Origin of the sequence: Neochlamydia sp. AcF84, from assembly GCF_011087585.1 — a bacterium.
Lineage (GTDB): Bacteria > Chlamydiota > Chlamydiia > Chlamydiales > Parachlamydiaceae > Neochlamydia.
Genome location: NZ_VJOT01000021.1, coordinates 13,403 through 30,856 on the forward strand (window position 1 = coordinate 13,403; position 17,454 = coordinate 30,856).

The following is a 17,454-nucleotide window of genomic DNA, read 5'->3' on the forward strand; positions in this document are numbered from 1 at the left end:
TTAAAGGATCGTTGCCCATGAGGAGTAAGACACTAAAAGAAGCTCAAAACCCTCTTATCTTGCGTTGTCATCGACTGATCGAAGCTTTTACAAAGTCTGATGACGAACGCGATTTTTATCTTGACCGCCAAGAGGGCTTTATAGTTTATGTCGACCTGGATAAACCTCAGGAAGAGATAGAGGCATTAGAACAGGAATTGCGCCAGCATAGTGAGCGTTACTTTCTTATTCCTAAATTAACTTTTTATGAAACTAAAAAGATTATGGAAGGTTTCGTTAATGAAAAAGTGTATGATATTGATACGAAGGAAAAATTACTAGAAATCATTCAATCCAAAGAAGCTAGGGAAAACTTTCTTGAGTTTATCTACGACCATCTTTCTGAATTAGAAAAATGGCAGCAATTTTACCAAGAAAGGTCTCGCATTCGTATTATTGAGTGGTTAAGAAATAACCAGTTTCATTTTGTGTTCGAAGAGGATTTAGATTTACCCAAATCGCTTTTAGAAAAGGTCAAACGCCACCTATTCGATACAAAAGTAGGTAAAGATATCTTACAAGCTAGAAAAGCCTTGCTAGCGAAAGCTAAGACCTACTACTCTAATGAAGCTCTAAATCCTCGTCCTAAACGTGGAAGGCCTCCTAAGCAAGCTGTTAAGCAAGAGTTTGAGCCGCAGATTGCCACCGATGTCTATACAACTGTGCCAGCTTCTATGCGTTTGTTTTTGTTTACACCTGATTTAACTGCTTCCGCAGTAACCTTCTCTTCTAAATTTGAAAATGAGGGACAGCTTTTAGCAAGTAGGCGTCAACTCCATGATGGCATGGATCAAAATCTTCAGAGTATTAATCAAAAGCTGGCAGCTTTACGCAATTTATCTTCCAAATGGTTAGATCAGGATAAAAGCAAGCCAGAGTCTAGAAGGTTTTTAGACATAGCTGATAAGACGACTATCAATCATTTTGATGGAGAAGATGAAGAAGAAAAAGAAGATTTTGCCTTCACAGCTGATAACAATCCAGCAATTAGCAAAGCTATCTATGTAAACGGGGCATCCTCGACATCTTCTAAGCCAGCTAAAAAGCCTACTCAGAAGTCTAAAGATAATTCTTCCTCACGCAAATCTAAAGCTGTAAAAGTTTCTCCTAAGGAGAATAAACCTAAACCCTTAGCTAAGAGTAGTAAGATTAAATTAATGGATTCTAAAACAGCTAAAGGTAAACCTAAACAAAAAATTAAAGCCAATAAGCCTCCGAAATAACCTTGCTCATAGCTAGCGCTTGCACGGTATGAATAGCCTTTAGCAAAGGAGCGAATGTTTCAGGGATCCGATTTTACTAGGTTTAGAGTTAGTTTAGGCAACATTTTCCTATGATTGCCTATCCGTTTTTTATACATTTATATTTTTCTTCTCTACATTCTTCACCTCTTCTTGCATACCAGTTAGCAGCGTGCCATAAGATTTAGATAGCCTTCGCTCTGCTGCCAGAGGGTAGTATAGTGCTGCTAGAGAAATAATTAAAGACTGTCTTCTAAGGAGAAAAATCATAAGAAGATGTCTTCATTGGCCTCCTGCAAAGTTTAGATAAAGATAGCATCTAGTGGGTCTCTTTTAAAATGTTTATATAGGGCCGCCCTCTTTTTTTATAGGAAACAGAATAAAGAGTTTATTTTTTCCTGTTCTTTTTCTTTATTGCTCAGCTCAGCAGGATAGCTTCCTAAGCATTATACTCCTCCTTCTATTGAATTGGTTTTCATTGATCAAAAGCAAAGGTTCAAGGACACCTTCTTAGGTACTTGTTATTTGCCTGCTGCCTAGCCATGAATGTCAACTAATTCTATTCCTCTTTTGCTCTCAAGTGCTTCTAAGAAGGTTTATCTATGAAAAATTATTTTTTGCTCTGTACAGCTAAATTTTTTTGCTCTTGGTAGATACTCTCTAGACTGTTGTAGCTTTCCAATGTCTCGGGATGATTTTCTCCATAAAGCTTAAGGTTAATATTAAATGCCGTATGGGCATACTTAAATGCTAGATCTAAATTTCCTTGGGCTTGATAGATCCTCCCCAGATTAGCATAACATAATGCTAGTGTAGGATGATTTTCACCAAAAAACTTAAGATGAATGTCGAGTGCTTGATTAATACACTCAATAGCTTTTACTGAAAGTCCTTGTTTTTCATAGAGGAGAGGACTCCTAAATTATTATAATTGCCTGCCAAAGTAGGATGGTCTTTGCCAAAAAACTTAAGGTTGATGACGAGTGCTTGATTGGCACACTCAATGGCTTTTTCTAAATTACCTTGCTCCTGATAGATTCTTCCTAGATTGTTGTAATCTATTGCCACTGTAGGATGATTTTCCCCAAAAAGCTTAAGATCAATATCGAGTGCTTTATTGATATATTCAAAAGCTTTTTCTAAATTACCTTGCTCCTGATAGATTCCTCCTAGATTATTGTAATCTATTGCTACTGTCGGATGAGTTTTCCCGAGTAGCTTAAGATTAATATCGAGTGCCTTATTGGCATACTTAAAAGCTTTTTCTAAATTACCTTGCTCCTGATAGATTCTTCCTAGAGTATTGTAATTTATTGCTACTGTCGGATGATTTTCCCCGAAAAGCTTAAGATTAATATCGAGTGCTTTATTAATATACTCAAAGGCTTTCTCTAAATAGCCTTGGTCTAAGTAGACGCTTCCCAAGTTTTGGTAATCTATTGCTACAGAAGGTTGATTTTCACCTCCTAGCTTGAGGTTAATTGCGAGGGCTTTGTTAATAAACTGAATGGCTTTTTCTAAATCTCCTTGTTTTTGATAGATTTGCCCTATGTGGTTATAAAGCCCTGCAACAGTCGGATTATTTTTACCTAGAAGCCTACGGCTAATCTGGAGAGCTTCATTGATATAATTAAAAGCCTCTTTTAAATTTCCTTGGCTCGCGCAAATAAGCCCTAGATTATTATAAATTATGGCCACCCGGGGATGATTTTTATCATAGAGCTTAAGTTGAATTGTAAGTGTTTTATCAGCATACTTACGGGCTTTTTTTAAGTTTCCTTGGTCCTCATAAATGAGGCTCAAATTGTTATAACAGGTAGCTACATGCGGATGATTTTTACCATAAAGCTTAAAATTGATGGCAAGAGCATGACGGATAAATTCAATTGCTTTTTTTAAATTGCCTTTATCTTTGTACAGCATTCCTAAATTATTGTAATCTGTTGCCACCATTGAATGATTTTCACCCCAAAGCGCTTGGTCTATTGCAAGGGCTTGATTAAGAGATTCACTTGCTTTTACTAAATTCCCTTGTTTTTTGTAGACTAAACCAAGACTATTATAACTATTTGCTACATGGGAATGATTTTTTCCATACAGATTAATATTAATTTGGAGTGCTTGATTACCATACTTAGCTGCTTCCTCTAAATTTCCTTGGGCATAGTAGATCATTAGCAAGTTATTATAAACTGTTGCCACGCTGGGGCAGATTTCACCGCCGCGCCTAATAGCAATAGCAAGTGCTTTTTGGGTGTATTCAGTGGCCTTTTTTAAATTTCCTTGGTTCTCGTAGATAAGCCCAAGAGCTATCAGGGCAGAAATGTTTTCTTGATTTTCTTGTATGGCTTTAAGGTAATACTTTTTTGCCTCTTCATGTTGAAATATTCTGCTGGCTATGTCTCCCTGGATCTGGGGCGAGTCATCATCTAAAGAGGAAGAGGTAAGTCTCTCTTCATGGCCTAAGAAAAACTTTTGAATAGCCTGGCGGAATGGAATGAAAATATGATAAATCTTTTTAATTTTTTCTAATGCCTTATGATCTAAAGCAAACTGCTTTTGGATAAGGGTAGGCTCCTCAAACTTAAAGGGCCTGATCAATGGGTTCATCATCTCTCGCTGGGCTTGATAATGAGAATAGGTTTTAAGGCGCATAAATAGCGCTATACTCATCCACTCTTTTAATTTATTAACGGCGTCAGCCGTTATAATTCCTAGCTGGTTTAGCTGATCAATCCTAGTGAAAGTATCGGAAGCCATTACTTTTTTGAGAAGGGCTAACCGGTCCAAAGCCAACTGGGGAAAGCGATAAAAATCATCTTTGACTTTAAAAAGCATACCCTCCTTGCTTAAATCGCCCATTCCTGGATCGAAAATATTCATATCTGCTAAAAACAAATGAAATTTAGCTAAGTACTTACGCAGAGTAAGACCTTTTCGGCAAGGAGCATTAAGTTTTTTTTGAACATTCTCCTTATATTGCTCAGTTAATTCGCGGCTACCTTGAAGGTGAGCAAAATTTAAAAGTTCCATGGGAAGATGTGGCTCTCTTTCATGCCACCACTGATTTTCATTATCTTTACCAATATATTGAGCCATTTTTTCAGGCGTTTGGATAAGCTCAAACGTCTTACCATTGCCCGAAGGAGTTTTACAGCCTTTTCCTTCAACTCCTGCTCCATCAAAGGCAAAGCCCCGTGGCGTAATGTCATCGAAAAAACTGATGGCTTTTAAGCAAGGAATATTTAAAGCAGGTAGGATCGTTTCGCCTAAGTTGATCACTTTTAAGTGAAGAAGAGTGGTTAGACGTCTGAAATAATCTCTATTAATAGCATTATCTTCTTGGATAAGAATGCCAAACTCTAGATCGGAGTAAGGCGTCATCTCTTCTCTAGCAAGTGAACCAAAGCCTATCATAGAATATTCACAAGGGGGAGGCCCTAGGGTATCTAGGCTTTGTGCCACTATATGTTCAAAAAAGATTTTTATTCCTTGAGCTATTTTACGATAGAGCTCCCTTACTTCTTGAAAAGAAGGAGTTTCGGACAAGGCTTGAATTTTTGCCTCTATTTCCTTCCTAAATTCTTTTAATATCTTACGGTTGCTTTCAAACTGATCCTCTATTGTGGCTAAAGCTACACTTCTGCCTTTACATTTTCTAACAAGTAAATCTTGAACTTTTGATAACTTTTCTTCAAGAACCTTTCGTTTGCCTTCTAAGGAATGAGATAGAAAATGCCTGTGCAAAGCATAATTATAAAGTCCTGCCGCTTGCAGAAGAGTTTCGGAGGTTCCTTTATCCCCATAAATATCCCCGAGTTTTTCTATATAAAAGGCTTCTTGAATAAGGTCTTTCTTCCGAATAGCATGTTTTAAAGCTAAGGTATAGGTCTCTTCTTTAGCTAAAAAACTGCTTCCAATTAGTTGTTTCCACTCTTTACAAACCAATTGTGTTTGGCATAGATCCTGCAGTCCTAGTTCTTTGAATATTTTTAAAGCGATTTCTGCATAAACTGTAGTATCCCTTCTAGAATCTATAGATTGTTCTTCTTGTTTCTCAAAGGCAGGAAAAATTAAAGGGTGAATGCCAAGAGGCTCTAATGAAAGCTGATGCATAATCTTATCCATTTGTTAGCAAATTATGTGTTTTTTAGTTTTTATTATTAACTTATAAATAAATAATATATAAATATATATTATTTTTGAAGTAAACTTATTATAAGTATAATAAAATCGGTAATAAAAAAAATTAATTTATATAAACGCGCGTGAATTTTTGCTAAGATTATTTCCTTTACTTTCTCCTTAAGTCTCATCTATGATAAAAAGGATAATTATGACTTTTTAAGGAATCTAGCTATGCCCCTAAAAATTGCCATTAATGGGTTTGGCCGCATTGGTCGCTTGGTTTTTCGCTTAATTAACGAAAGAAATGATATACAAGTGGTAGCTATTAACGATGTGGTTTCTCCCAGCAATTTGGCTTATTTACTAAAATATGATACAGTACATGGCAAATTTGAAGGGGAAATTAAAGCCGAAGGAGAATACCTTCTCTTTGAGGGAAAAAAGATACAAGTTATCGCTGAAAAAGATCCTCAAAAGCTTCCTTGGAAAGATCTTCAAGTAGATTATGTTTTAGAATCAACCGGCCTATTTACCTCTTTCGATGAGGCAGGCAAGCATTTAAAATCGGGAGCTAAGAGAGTTCTAATATCAGCACCTGCGAAAGAGGAAGGAATTGCTACTATCGTTTTAGGTGTTAATGAGGAAAAATATAATCCAGCAAATGACAAAATTGTGTCAAATGCTTCTTGTACGACTAATTGTTTAGCACCTATTACTAAAGTGTTGCTAGAGAGTTTTGGAATTGAAGAAGGTCTAATGACGACTGTGCATGCTATGACAGCTACCCAGCCTACCGTTGATGGGCCTTCTCCTAAAAATTTAAGAGGAGGCAGGGCTGCTAGTCAGAATATTATACCTTCTTCGACTGGTGCTGCAAAAGCTGTAGCTTTATGCCTTCCTCAAGTGAAAGGAAAACTTACGGGTATGGCATTGAGAGTCCCGGTTGTGGATGTCTCTATTGTCGATTTAACCGTGAGACTGAGCAAACCAACCAGCTATGAATCAATATGCCAAGAGATGCAAAAAGCCTCAGAAGGGCGCATGAAAGGTATCCTAGGCTATTGTGATGAACCGGTTGTGTCAAGTGATTTTATTGGAAGCAGATACTCTTCGATATTTGACAAAGATGCAGGCATAGCTCTTAACGATACCTTCTATAAAATTGTGGCTTGGTATGATAATGAGATGGGGTATGCTTGTAGATGTGTTGAGCTTTTAGCCTATATGGCTTCAAAAGAGTAATACTAACATATAGGTAAGTGGTTGCTTCTTAAATAGACTTTTTTAAAAGTCTAATATATATGCAAATTTAAACAGGATTGAATTAATTGTGGATTTTACTCGAGAACCTATTATTGAAACCGTTATTACGCCTAAGGAAGGGTGCAAAATTGTTGTTCGCAATAGCAAAAATGTAGGGCAAGAAGAATATTTTGTAGATGCTTTAGAAGTCGTTTCTTTTGGAACTGCTATTTTTTTTCGCTCTTTAGAAAAACCTAAATCTTTTCTTGTTCCCGTAAACGACTATGAGATTCTAGAAGTCCGGGAAGCTCGCATGGTCCTTAAAAATGTGGGCTTGGAGCGTTCGATCAAGATAGGAGGAGGACGTGAGACTAAGGCTGTGAAGGAAATGCCTATAGATAAAATGGACCCAGCGGCCATGGAGGAATCTAACGTGATTGCAGAAGAGCAAACTACTGCTACTGACAATCGAGCAGAAAAAAAGCGTGATCGTAGACGGCAGCAAAGGCGTCGCCGGGGCCGAGAAGAGCAAATTAAAGAAGATATAGGTGGTACTGAGGCTATATCATCATTTGAAGATGTAGGGCAACTAGATGTAGCTTCTTCATCAGAGGGAAAAGTAACAGGAGAAGGTCAGCCGCTAGCACAGCCTCCTGCTCCTTTTATGAGTGGATTATTGCCTCCCCCTCCGACATTAATCTCAGAGACCATTGGAAGGTACAAAGAAAACATACTTTTTAAAAATGCTTTCTATACCCGAGAAGAAGCTAAAGAAGATGATGAAGTTCAAATTCTTCATAGCCTCACCGAAGATTTTGAAGGAGACAGCGAAGAAGTTGAAGAGTTTTTTAAAGAGGAGCAAAGTGAGTTGCCTCCTATTGTAGAGCCTGCTCCAGAATTTAAACCTTTGTCTTCTGAGGAACAAAATAGTTCTTTTCATTCTTTTTGGGACGACCTTGCTGAATCTGCTTCTTCTCCTCTACCTTTGGACGAAACAAATGAAATAAAAGAGCCTCTAGAAGAGGGGCTTTCTAACCCCGAGAAAGAAAAAGAATAAATAATTGCGACATTTGGCTTGCTATTAAAGTCAAATGTCGTTATCTTAGCGCTTACCTTTTGCTCGGATGGTGAAATGGTAGACACAAGGGACTTAAAATCCCTCGGGAGCAATCCTGTGTCGGTTCGAGTCCGACTCCGAGCATTTTTTTATATTCAAATCAATTTCCAGTTTTCCTCCTTTAGCTTCTTTTCATCATCTCGCCTACTCTGTAGCCACTAAGTCTGTGTTAACTTCCCACATCTCTTTAGTTAGCTTTTATCCCAGCTGTTTTTCTAGGCATGACTTTAGAAGGCGCGGAAAGAGCATTCTTTTAAAGCTAAGGGGCTAGGTAAGCTTTATGATACTAAAACAACATGCAATAAGGGAGAAGAAACTTTGGTAAAGAAGCAATAAAACCACCCTTACCAAAGTTAGTCATGCAAATTTATCGGCTTACAGCTTTTTTTCTAGCCGCAGTCGTCGTTTTCTTCACTATAGCTTTTTTTACTATAGGCTTTTTTGCAGCAGGTTTTTTAACTGATGCCTTAGCAACAATTTTAGGTGCCGTTTTCTTTACAGTTAACGTTTTCTTAGCCACCGCTTGTTTAGCCACTGGCTTTTTTGCAGCAGGCTTTTTCTCTGCTGCTTTTTTAGCCGTCGTTTTATTAGCGGCTGGTTTTTTTATTGCTGCCATCTATTGTTCTCCTTATATTTGACAGTTATTTGGTATTTTTTCCTTTTTTAGGAATTTTTGCGCCAGATCTTCTGGCCTCATTTAAAGCAATTGCCACCGCTTGTTTTTGTGGCTTGCCATGATGTACTTCTGTGCGGATGTTTTCACTGATTGTTTTACGGCTTGTACCTTTTTTTAAGGGCATAAAAGGCCTCCTTCATTTTTTTCTTACTAATAAAAATATATTTATCAAAGTTTTACGATTATACATAGCAATTTTTTTATTTTCTTCCAAAAGTCTAGCTTAATAGATAGACAAGAAGCTTTTAAGGATGTATGTAGGGTGTGTTTTTAATCTAAATTTTTTTGCCTCCCTTTCGTTTAAATTTTCTAAATAATTCTTAATTTATAAAAAATAATTGATAGTTTCGAATATTTAGTCTTTATAAGATTGCATGGGGGGAGTGAAAATTTAATCCTTGGAAACTTAATGCTCATGAGTCTTCTGCTTTTTTTTACAATTGATTTGCTAAATTTTTAGCTGATAAAGGTTAGCTAGCGGATAGGCTATATATGTTTTTTTAATTGGACCCATATTGTCCTCCTAACTTTAAACAGTTTTTAAGGGTAGTAAGCTATAAACAATCCGCCCTACACATTCTTTAATGTTTTTCCTACAGCTTAATAAAGAAGCTACCTTCATCTCTTTATGTGAGCACACTCTTAGCAAAGTTATTTTTCCTTTACATGCTCTTACAATAATTAGATGTATTATTAGAGTTTTTAGCAATCTCAAAGTTAAAGATAATAGAAAGGAAACCTTTAGAAGTTAATGATATAGAAAATGGTAGGAAGCTTTGCTGTTTTATCAGGAGCTTATTTAGCGTGCGTACCCTGTCCCAGTAAATCCTCTTTGTTTTGTAAAGCTATAAAACTTTTCAAGAAGGGTAGAGGAGGAATGAGGTCTTTTCTTGAGAGAATCCCTTAACCCGATCTTTAAAGTAACTCATTTTTAAGTAGACTTGGCTACAGAAGAAATAGTATGGCTCTTTTCTTCTATACCTAATGAAAAGCTAGATAAAAAGATAAGGAAAAAGAGATAAGATTGCATATAGGCTTAAAAGGAAATAAAACTGAACTTAAGAAAAAAGGTGGTGAGTCAATGAGTTTAGAAAATTCAGCTATTATTAACCCTTTTATATTCAATGAGTTTAAGGAAATAGAAGGGAGAAAACAGCCTCATCTGAAATTAGGTCCGTATGCACAGATTAGCTTAGGGATTTTCAAAAAACTGGGTTGCCAAGACTTATGCCGAGCAATCCTTGTATGTAAAGAATGGAAGCACTTAATTGAACGAAGTGATGAATGGAAAGGGATTCCTTTAGAAAGCTTGAAAAGTAATGAGCTTTTATCGAATGAAGATATAAGAAAAGCGGAAGAAAGCTATACGCAAGCTTTAAAGTTTGCTATTAAAGAAAAAAATTCTGCTCAAGAAAATGCTTACATAGAAAAACTAGGCGACATTTATCTAAGAAAAGAAAAGGCAAGAACCTTTCTTCAAGCTGCGGGTCTCTATAATTATGCTATGCATCTTTCTCAAGCCGCAAAGCAGGAGCTTCTTAAAGAAAAGCTTACTAAAATTCAAGAGGCATTTAGCAAATTGTATCACTGCAAACTTATAGATCCATGGACAGTCGAGAAGCAATTTGTATATAATCGCCAAAAATTAAAAAATTTCCGAAAAGAAATAGAAGAGAAGATTTGTGCGCTGGCAGAAACACCGCCTCCCCAGAATGTTAAAAAGCTTTATCGGCATATTTCTAAACGTATGAAAATTTTCTTCGAGCATCTTGCAATGCAAGCAATTGATAACTTAGGGCCTATTCCTTGTGAGTATGCCTTGATAGGCTTCGGTTCCCTAGCAAGAGAAGAGATGACGCCTTATTCTGATTTAGAGTTTGGGATTCTTATTCAAGAGGACACTCCTATAAATAAGAAATATTTTAGAAATCTAACCAATTTACTTCACTTAAAGGTTATCAACTTAGGAGAAACCATTCTTCCTGCTTTAAACATTCCTTGCTTAAAAGTCATCAAATTTTTTGATGGCATCACACCACGGGGCTTTGCTTTTGATGGGGCAGGGGTAGAAGGGAAAGGCTGCAAAATTCCTGTAGGTAATGGTAAGACATTTGATCTTATACAAACTCCTGGAAAAATGGCTCAGTATATTGGTAAAGATGAAAAAGGCCAGTGGTGGCATGAAAAAGAGCCTCACCTTCCCATGGAATTACTAAACTTTACTCATTTGCTAGGTAACGAGGAACTAACTGAGCAATATAGGCAAAAAGTTCAAGAAGGGCTTAATGCTCCTTATCAACGCAATCTTAATCTACGCCAATATTTAGCTAAGCATCATTTGGTTGAAACGGATATGGTAGCTTTTAATCCGAAAATTGATGAGGGTGAAAGGCAAGGAATGCTTTTTAAAGTCAAAAATGACTTGTATCGATTCCCTCATCTGGCTTTGGATCGGCTAGCACTTCTCGCAAAAGTAAAAGCCTCCGATACGTTTACTAGGATTGATCAACTAAACGAGCAAAAGATTATAAACGACAGCGCGGCTGCAAAGCTAAGAGGGTGGATGAGTATAGTGCTATTTATGCGGCTTAAGACATATTCTCATTATCAAGCGCAACAAGAAATCATGAATCCAATCCTTAAAATATTTGGATTTGAGGATCCTAGCTTTATTCAAAAGCAGTTTGCTTTAAATCCTCAGACATTAGAAAAAATAAAGACAATTTATCGTATCTTTGTTCCTTTTTATCAGGCTGTTCAAAATTTTTTATCAGGAAATGAAGACACTCTTAAACATTCAAATTTAGAGGATAACTCACCGCAGACACAAGGAGATATAGCCTTACGGCTTTTTCAACACGAAGAAGCAAAAAGCTGGTATCACGAGGCCATACGACTAAATCCAGCAAATTCAGAAGCCTTAAATGCTTTGGCGCTAATTTACAAAGCTCAAGGCAACTTAAACATGGCGGCAGAACTTGCCATGCAAGCATTTAAAATTGATCTTTTGTTCTGTGAGGAAACTCCTCTCATTATAGGAAGAGACCTTAACAATTTAGCGACGATCTATCAGGAGCAGGGGAAATTAGATGAGGCCGCTAAGTGTGCCAAAAAAGCGCTTGATATTAACCGTAAACTTTTGAAAGCAAATCATCCTTGGGTGGCAATTGGCTATAATACCCTCGGGTGGATCTACCAAGAACAAGGGAAATTGAAAAAAGCAGCTGAGCTTATTAGACAAGCACTGGCCCCTTTTCGTGAAATGTATGGAGAAAATCATACTAGGATAGCAAGTACTTATACTAATTTGGGACTAATCTACCAAGAACAAGGAAGGCTAGAAAAGGCCGCTAAGTATTTCAAGAGAGCGCTCGATATTAATCTTGAACTTTATGGGGAAAATCATTTTCAAGTGGCAAGGTGCTATAACAATCGAGGGAGGCTCTGCCAAGCACAAGGGAAACTGGAAAAAGCCTCTAAATATTTCCATCAAGCCATCTCTATTAATCTTAAGCTTTTTGGAGAAAATCATCCTATGCTGGCAATTTATCATAATAACCTTGCAGCAGTCTACTTAGAACTCCGAAAGGTAGCGGCAGCCACTGAGCATGCCAAGCAAGCCGTCTCTATTAACTTTAATCTATTTGGGGAAAACCACCATGATCTGGCATTATGTTATGGTAACCTAGGAGCGATATACCAAACTCGAGGAAAGTTAGAAAAAGCCGCTAAGTATGCCCATCAAGCTTTTGCTATTGATCTTAAGCTTTTTGGAGAGAATCATCCTAGTGTGGTAATCCGCTATAACAATCTAGGAACAATCTATTACGAGAAAGGGGATTTAAAAAAGGCGGCAGAATATATTGAGAAAGCGCTCGATATCAGCGTTAAGCTTTTGGGGGAAAATCATCCTAATGTAGCAAAGACCTACAAGAATCTGGGAATACTCTACCAAGATCAAGGGAATTTAGAGAAAGCTGCTGAGTGTGTCCATCAAGCGCTTGCTATTAATCTTAAGCTATATGATAAAAATCTTCCTAGCATTGCAGATATTTACACTACCTTTGGAACAATCTACCAAGATCAAGGGAATTGGGAGAAAGCTACTGAGTGTATCCATCAAGCGCTTGCCATTGACATTAAATTGCTTGGGAAAAATCATCTTAATGTGGCCGTTATTTACAGTAATCTGGCTATGCTCTATCAAGTACAAGGAAATTCGTTCAAGGCGGCAGAATTTGCTAACCAATCACTAAGAATACTTGTCACTATTTATGGGAGATATCATCCCAGCTTAAAAGCTTTATACCATAGCCTCCACATTCTTATTCCAAGCCTAGAATTATACACGCAAGAATTCACTTATTTGAAAAATTAAAATAAATTTTTTCAAAAAAATATAAAGCCTTTTCTGAGGAGGATAGGACTTTTGAGCAATAGGGATAGGTTGCTTGATACGAGCTGCATAGATAGCGTCTGCTAGAAAATCTAGAATAGATTTTCCTTGTCGATAAAGAGTTCCGATACAGCTATGCAGCGCTCCCTTCCACCTTTTGCTATAGGTAGACTGGTTATCTAGGCATAACTTACGTACAATGGCTAGATTTCTTAAAGATTCTTCGGCAGCATTATTGATCATAGGGATAGCAGGATCTTTCAAGTAAGCCTGGAAATATTTGATCTGTTTTAAAAGCTTTTGGCAAAACTTCCGCAATTTCTTGGTGCTACTCCAGCCCCCAGTCCTTGCAATTCTTCTTGTATATAACGCCAGTTAAGATACCCATACTGCTGCCAAGTAGACTGGCTGATCTGGCCTTTTTCTAGACGATGTTTATCTTTAATAAGCAACTTGCAAGTTAGCATATAGGGTCCCTAGGCGCTGTGCACCCCTCAAAGGGGTGTGGGGCTGTTTTGCTCACCCTTGTCTATTAAGGAGCCAATGAGCTTAAGCAATACTGTTTGATCTTTACCTCAATTTGATAAATAGCTTTAGCCTCGATCATTTACTAAGCAATAAATCTTCTGATCGACTAGCACTTTTAGAGTAACGCCATTTTGATAAGCTCTTCATCCATAAGCAATCACATTTCCTACACGTAGTACTAGCAAATGTTCGTTAGTGGCAGCATGACGCCAGCTCGTTGAATCTATATGCAAAGGCTACTGAGTGGTAGTAGCTGCTTTAACGAGTGTTTCATAAGACGAAAAAAGTAAGGCAGCGTGCGAGCTTTAACTTTAAAAATAAAACCTTGGCTTAAAGCCACGCTAGGCAGTAAGGCACTAATCATGGGGCGCACGGCCTGGAGGCCTTGGGCGTGTTGGCCCCATCAGCAGATTAATAAAGCCTTCCAGTCTTAAAACCAAGCAAGAATTACTCATTTTCTTTAAGTTCAGGCCGTGTTTCTAGATGGCAGCAAGGGCATCTGCTCGTTACTAAATCGATTTGATGCATTAAAGGTTTAATTTCAGGAAGCTCGATCTGCTGCCATGGAAAAAATCTTATCAGTGGCATGCATAGCAGAGTGGCAATGTGGGCAAACTTTTAGGCAACGCACCTCATGCAAGGTAACCGCACTAGCAGGTAGCAGTTGACGATTAGCACCAGGATGATAAGGTCGATTTTCTACTTTTGGAGTAATTGGACGATTAGCTTTATGATCAATGGATGGCTGCTTGGAGCTATTCTTGGAATTTTGATTAAGCTTAAGCCTCAAGCTGGGCAATGCGCGCTTCAAGCTTAGTGATTATCTTTTCCAATCTATTTATCACGGCTTTTAACTCCCCATTTTCCGCTCGAAGCTGAACATTTTCAGCCCTTAGTTCTGCATTCTCTTTAAATAGCTGCTCGTATGAAGATTGCATGCTACTCAATATATGATTAAGTAAATATAAACTCTAGAATTAGTTCTACTCATCAGAAAATAATTGATAAACTCCATGGCCGCTTACTATATACCTACAGTTTGTGCTACGCAACCTAAACTCTCTATTATTTAAAGAACTATCTTTAATTAGGTATATCTTAATTAGAGTTTAAATAATTAAGAGTTTTAAACTTTAATTTAATTGATGTTTAAATTAATAAAAGTTAAAATAAATACTTATTTGTGAAGTTAATTTTTTAAGCATTGCTTTGCGAATAATGAACATTTAATCTAAAGGGGTTTAATAATATGTCAATTTCTTCTTCTAAATCAGCTTCTTCGCTAAGTAAGAGCCTTTATCCTAAAATAGGGATATCTGCACGGGCAGCCAATAAACCTATTTCCTCTGCTCTTTTTCACTCTACCTCGATTCCTGTGGCTTTAAAAAGTCTTCAGGTAAGTCATCCATTGGTACCAGCAGTTAGCAATGGTAGAATGTCCAAATATGCCATTTCACGAGGTCATTCTAACCAGAAGAGCTGTGTTCCTTGGCCTAAAGGCAAACGCTTTTATAGTAGAAAGCTAAATGTTAAGCCCCAGCCAAGTTCTTCTAAAGTATTTAGAGAATTAAAGAAGTTGCATAGGGAAATAAAAGGTAAAAGTGATAAAAATGGGCCAGGAGAAACTTTTCAAACGTTTGTAAGCAAAAAATGTCAAGATGTTAAGAATATGACTCCTTTTGAGATGTCTAGGAAGTGGTTGTGGATACCTGTTAGTGGCCTAGCTTATCATTTGCTTCGCTCACATTTCACTGATCAGGTAAAAAAATCATTAAAAGTAGAAATTAATCATATTAGCGTGCCAGAGGAAACTTTATCTCGCAAAGAGGTATGGGTGCAGACAAAAAATATTGATAAGCTAGATGGAAGTTTTAGCTCTCAACAAGCTATTCCTCAAAAGCTGGCGATTACAGGAATTGGTGGCTCAGGAAAAACTGTTTTAGCTAAGCAATATATAGAGCATTATGAACAAAAAATGAAAGGCCAACAGGATAAGATAAGTACTCCATTCTTTGGAGATATGAAAGACATGGAAAGCTTTTTTGAATCTTATAGGAAATTTGCCGTAGAGCTAGGCGTTCATGTGCCGTTGAAAGCTCAAAAAGAGGTGATTATTAGTGAAGTCAATAAAAAGCTTGCCCAAAGGCCTGATTGGCTTTTTGTGATTGATAACGTAGATGCGAAGAATTATGCAGAGCTGCAAGCTTTTCTTCCTCAGGATTCTAAGGGTAGGATTTTAATGGTGAGTCGCGAAAAGCTAAATAAAGTGAAAACTTTTGATATGCAAGTAAACCATATCAGTGAAGATGAAGCGCTAGAGATTTTTCACCTCAATCTCGGTAGTGACCATTGGGCTCTTAACCAAGCCAGCAACTCAAAACGTGATCTTGCCTTGCAGCTTTCTTATTTGCCTCTTGCTTTAAAGCAAGCCGCCCTTTACTTAAAAGCCGCTGAACCCTCTGCTTCGTTTGATTCTATAGTAAGCGCTTATACTGACAAACTAAGGAGCTTGATAGGAGTATCTAAAGAAGCTTCTATGCATTCAGCTGAGGTTAGCCATACGTTAAAAGCCGTGCTACTTTTAAGCATAGAAGCATGTGAAAAACAAAGAAGCGAAGCGAAAGAGCTCTTTACTATTATGCCTTTCTTAAATCCTTATTTTATTGAGGAGTCTCTTTTGAAGCTTTGGTGTAAAAGCCATCTAAAGAGTCCTGAGTCGCTGACCTCTTTATTGGATGAGCTAGAAGGTTATGGGTTGATTACTAGAAAGGGAGCTGAAGTATGGGAAATTCATTCTTCCTTGCAAGAGTTGCTTCTTGAGAAAATGAGTAAAGAAGGAAAGAAGACCGAACAGGTCTTAAAAAACTTTCTAGGCATGCTTAAGGATAATTACAGCTTGAATATGGTCTCCAAAGATAGCCACCACCAAGCAAAAGCTATTGAAAACCAATGGAGATTTCTTTCAAAATATGCCACAGAACATCAACTAGCTCATGAATTAAAGCATTGCTTTGTGCATGTTTATAATGTGCTAGGCAATTATTATCTGCAATCTAATAATTTTTTTGAAGCCCGTCAGGCCTTTGAGAGAAGTTTAGAGCTTGCAGGGTTAAAGCTTGAAGATAAAGAAGCTGAAGAAATCTGCAGGATTTTAAAAGATCATCAAGAGCTTCCCGCGCTTTACTCTCAAACGCTCCATTATCTAGGTATTATCCATTTTCATGCACGAGAATGGGAGCAAGCTGAAAGATATTTTAATAAAGCCGTTGACATTCAAAAAGAGATAGCAAAAAATGCTGATGTCTATAAAAATCCAAATCCTGTAGACCTTCTAATTTTCCAAAGGCAAGGGCCAGGCTGGCTTCTTATAGAAGGGGATAAAGATGATTTGTTAAAAGCAGAAAAGCTTTATTTAGATTTATTTCAAGAAAAAAGGTTTGCACCGCCAGGAAAAGAGCAAGATGTAACTAACCAAAGGTATTGCAATCTTCAATTAGGTAGAGTTTATCTTAAGCTAGCCCAGGCGGCTTCTAAAGAAGATGAAGCCGTAATGTATTATCAAAAAGCTTTAGGAAGGCTTGAAAAAGGTGGGCTTGAACAGGGCGCCTCTTTTCAAGGAGCCATTCAAATGAGGGAATCAGGGCACAGAAAGGCTGGGGAAGCTTACCTAGTATTAGGGGAGCTTTACTTAGATAAAAATTGCCCTTTTAAAGATTTAGAAAAAGCAAAAAACTGTTTTAAAAAAGCCGTAGAGGTATCTGAAACGGACTTAAGAATTTGTGCTAAATCTAGCTACTATCTTACTAAGCTTTATTGGGAAAAAGGCCGTTTGGATAAAGCTTTTAAAGCTAATACAGGCTCTATTGACTTGTATAATCAAGTAGGAGGTAAAGGGCTAACCAAGCTTCCAATCCCTGCCCTTAGGGAAGCAGAAATGATAAGAGACACTTTGATAGCCGATATTAAAGGAGCTTTTAGAAACGATGCTGCTTTAATTGGCTAAAAACGATGGACCCCTCTATTTAAAACAAACTGTTTAATGAGCTTTACAAAGGTAAAGGGAGGAATGGGCTTCAAGCTGCCCTCG

At 37.4% G+C, this 17,454-nt stretch carries 12 protein-coding genes and 1 tRNA gene; 6 read left to right on the plus strand and 7 right to left on the minus strand.

The genetic code is table 11. From position 1 onward, the window contains the following. Positions 1 to 17: 17 nt before the first annotated feature. Complete coding sequence (locus NEOC84_RS01440; RefSeq protein WP_166154595.1) at positions 18 to 1,262, plus strand: UPF0158 family protein; 1,245 nt, start codon at positions 18 to 20, stop codon at positions 1,260 to 1,262. Between the two features lie 897 nt (positions 1,263 to 2,159). On the opposite strand, the gene NEOC84_RS01450 is transcribed toward NEOC84_RS01440, so the two are convergent. Next, positions 2,160 to 5,396, minus strand: a complete 3,237-nt coding sequence (locus NEOC84_RS01450; RefSeq protein ID WP_166154597.1) for a tetratricopeptide repeat protein — start codon at positions 5,394 to 5,396, stop codon at positions 2,160 to 2,162. Between the two features lie 243 nt (positions 5,397 to 5,639). Between NEOC84_RS01450 and gap the strand changes: the two genes are divergently transcribed. From gap to NEOC84_RS01465, 3 genes are all read left to right on the plus strand, one after another. Continuing rightward, positions 5,640 to 6,650: a type I glyceraldehyde-3-phosphate dehydrogenase gene (gene gap, locus NEOC84_RS01455; RefSeq protein WP_166154599.1), complete on the plus strand. Its 1,011-nt coding sequence runs from the start codon at positions 5,640 to 5,642 to the stop codon at positions 6,648 to 6,650. Positions 6,651 to 6,738: 88 nt separating this feature from the next. Continuing rightward, positions 6,739 to 7,707, plus strand: coding sequence for a hypothetical protein (locus NEOC84_RS01460; RefSeq protein ID WP_166154601.1), 969 nt, complete (start codon positions 6,739 to 6,741; stop codon positions 7,705 to 7,707). 61 nt (positions 7,708 to 7,768) lie between these two features. Next, positions 7,769 to 7,851, plus strand: a tRNA-Leu gene (locus tag NEOC84_RS01465). 283 nt (positions 7,852 to 8,134) lie between these two features. On the opposite strand, the gene NEOC84_RS01470 is transcribed toward NEOC84_RS01465, so the two are convergent. Then, a complete protein-coding gene (locus NEOC84_RS01470; RefSeq protein ID WP_166154603.1) occupies positions 8,135 to 8,383 on the minus strand; it encodes a histone-like protein 2 in 249 nt (82 codons plus the stop codon). Positions 8,384 to 8,408: 25 nt separating this feature from the next. Continuing rightward, positions 8,409 to 8,567, minus strand: a complete 159-nt coding sequence (locus NEOC84_RS01475; RefSeq protein ID WP_166154606.1) for a DUF6496 domain-containing protein — start codon at positions 8,565 to 8,567, stop codon at positions 8,409 to 8,411. A 957-nt stretch (positions 8,568 to 9,524) separates the two neighbouring features. On the opposite strand from NEOC84_RS01475, the gene NEOC84_RS01480 reads away from it, so the two are divergent. Continuing rightward, positions 9,525 to 12,821: a tetratricopeptide repeat protein gene (locus NEOC84_RS01480; RefSeq protein ID WP_166154608.1), complete on the plus strand. Its 3,297-nt coding sequence runs from the start codon at positions 9,525 to 9,527 to the stop codon at positions 12,819 to 12,821. On the opposite strand, the gene NEOC84_RS01485 is transcribed toward NEOC84_RS01480, so the two are convergent. From NEOC84_RS01485 to NEOC84_RS01500, 4 genes are all read right to left on the minus strand, one after another. Beyond that, entirely contained in the window at positions 12,786 to 13,157 is a 372-nt protein-coding gene (locus NEOC84_RS01485) for a transposase (protein WP_166154610.1), read from the minus strand. The genes NEOC84_RS01480 and NEOC84_RS01485 overlap by 36 nt on opposite strands. Continuing rightward, positions 13,130 to 13,306 carry a hypothetical protein gene (locus tag NEOC84_RS01490; RefSeq protein WP_166154612.1) on the minus strand — a complete coding sequence of 59 codons (177 nt, stop codon included), beginning with the start codon at positions 13,304 to 13,306 and terminating at the stop codon, positions 13,130 to 13,132. Before NEOC84_RS01490 ends, NEOC84_RS01485 begins: the two co-directional genes overlap by 28 nt. Positions 13,307 to 13,908: 602 nt before the next feature. Then, a complete protein-coding gene (locus NEOC84_RS01495) occupies positions 13,909 to 14,166 on the minus strand; it encodes a hypothetical protein (RefSeq protein ID WP_166154614.1) in 258 nt (85 codons plus the stop codon). Next, positions 14,147 to 14,305: a hypothetical protein gene (locus tag NEOC84_RS01500; RefSeq protein WP_166154616.1), complete on the minus strand. Its 159-nt coding sequence runs from the start codon at positions 14,303 to 14,305 to the stop codon at positions 14,147 to 14,149. The genes NEOC84_RS01495 and NEOC84_RS01500 overlap by 20 nt, the downstream gene beginning before the upstream one ends. A gap of 311 nt (positions 14,306 to 14,616) precedes the next feature. Between NEOC84_RS01500 and NEOC84_RS01505 the strand changes: the two genes are divergently transcribed. Beyond that, positions 14,617 to 17,370 carry an NB-ARC domain-containing protein gene (locus NEOC84_RS01505; RefSeq protein WP_166154618.1) on the plus strand — a complete coding sequence of 918 codons (2,754 nt, stop codon included), beginning with the start codon at positions 14,617 to 14,619 and terminating at the stop codon, positions 17,368 to 17,370. Positions 17,371 to 17,454: the final 84 nt, after the last annotated feature.

Excerpts from the sequence above, each read along its gene's own strand:
- NEOC84_RS01440 (WP_166154595.1), top strand. The coding sequence starts at position 18 with ATGAGGAGTAAGACACTAAAAGAAGCTCAAAACCCTCTTATCTTGCGT.
- NEOC84_RS01450 (WP_166154597.1), bottom strand. The coding sequence starts at position 5,396 with ATGCATCAGCTTTCATTAGAGCCTCTTGGCATTCACCCTTTAATTTTT.
- gap (WP_166154599.1), top strand. The coding sequence starts at position 5,640 with ATGCCCCTAAAAATTGCCATTAATGGGTTTGGCCGCATTGGTCGCTTG.
- NEOC84_RS01470 (WP_166154603.1), bottom strand. The coding sequence starts at position 8,383 with ATGGCAGCAATAAAAAAACCAGCCGCTAATAAAACGACGGCTAAAAAA.
- NEOC84_RS01475 (WP_166154606.1), bottom strand. The coding sequence starts at position 8,567 with ATGCCCTTAAAAAAAGGTACAAGCCGTAAAACAATCAGTGAAAACATC.
- NEOC84_RS01480 (WP_166154608.1), top strand. The coding sequence starts at position 9,525 with ATGAGTTTAGAAAATTCAGCTATTATTAACCCTTTTATATTCAATGAG.
- NEOC84_RS01490 (WP_166154612.1), bottom strand. The coding sequence starts at position 13,306 with ATGCTAACTTGCAAGTTGCTTATTAAAGATAAACATCGTCTAGAAAAA.
- NEOC84_RS01500 (WP_166154616.1), bottom strand. The coding sequence starts at position 14,305 with ATGCAATCTTCATACGAGCAGCTATTTAAAGAGAATGCAGAACTAAGG.
- NEOC84_RS01505 (WP_166154618.1), top strand. The coding sequence starts at position 14,617 with ATGTCAATTTCTTCTTCTAAATCAGCTTCTTCGCTAAGTAAGAGCCTT.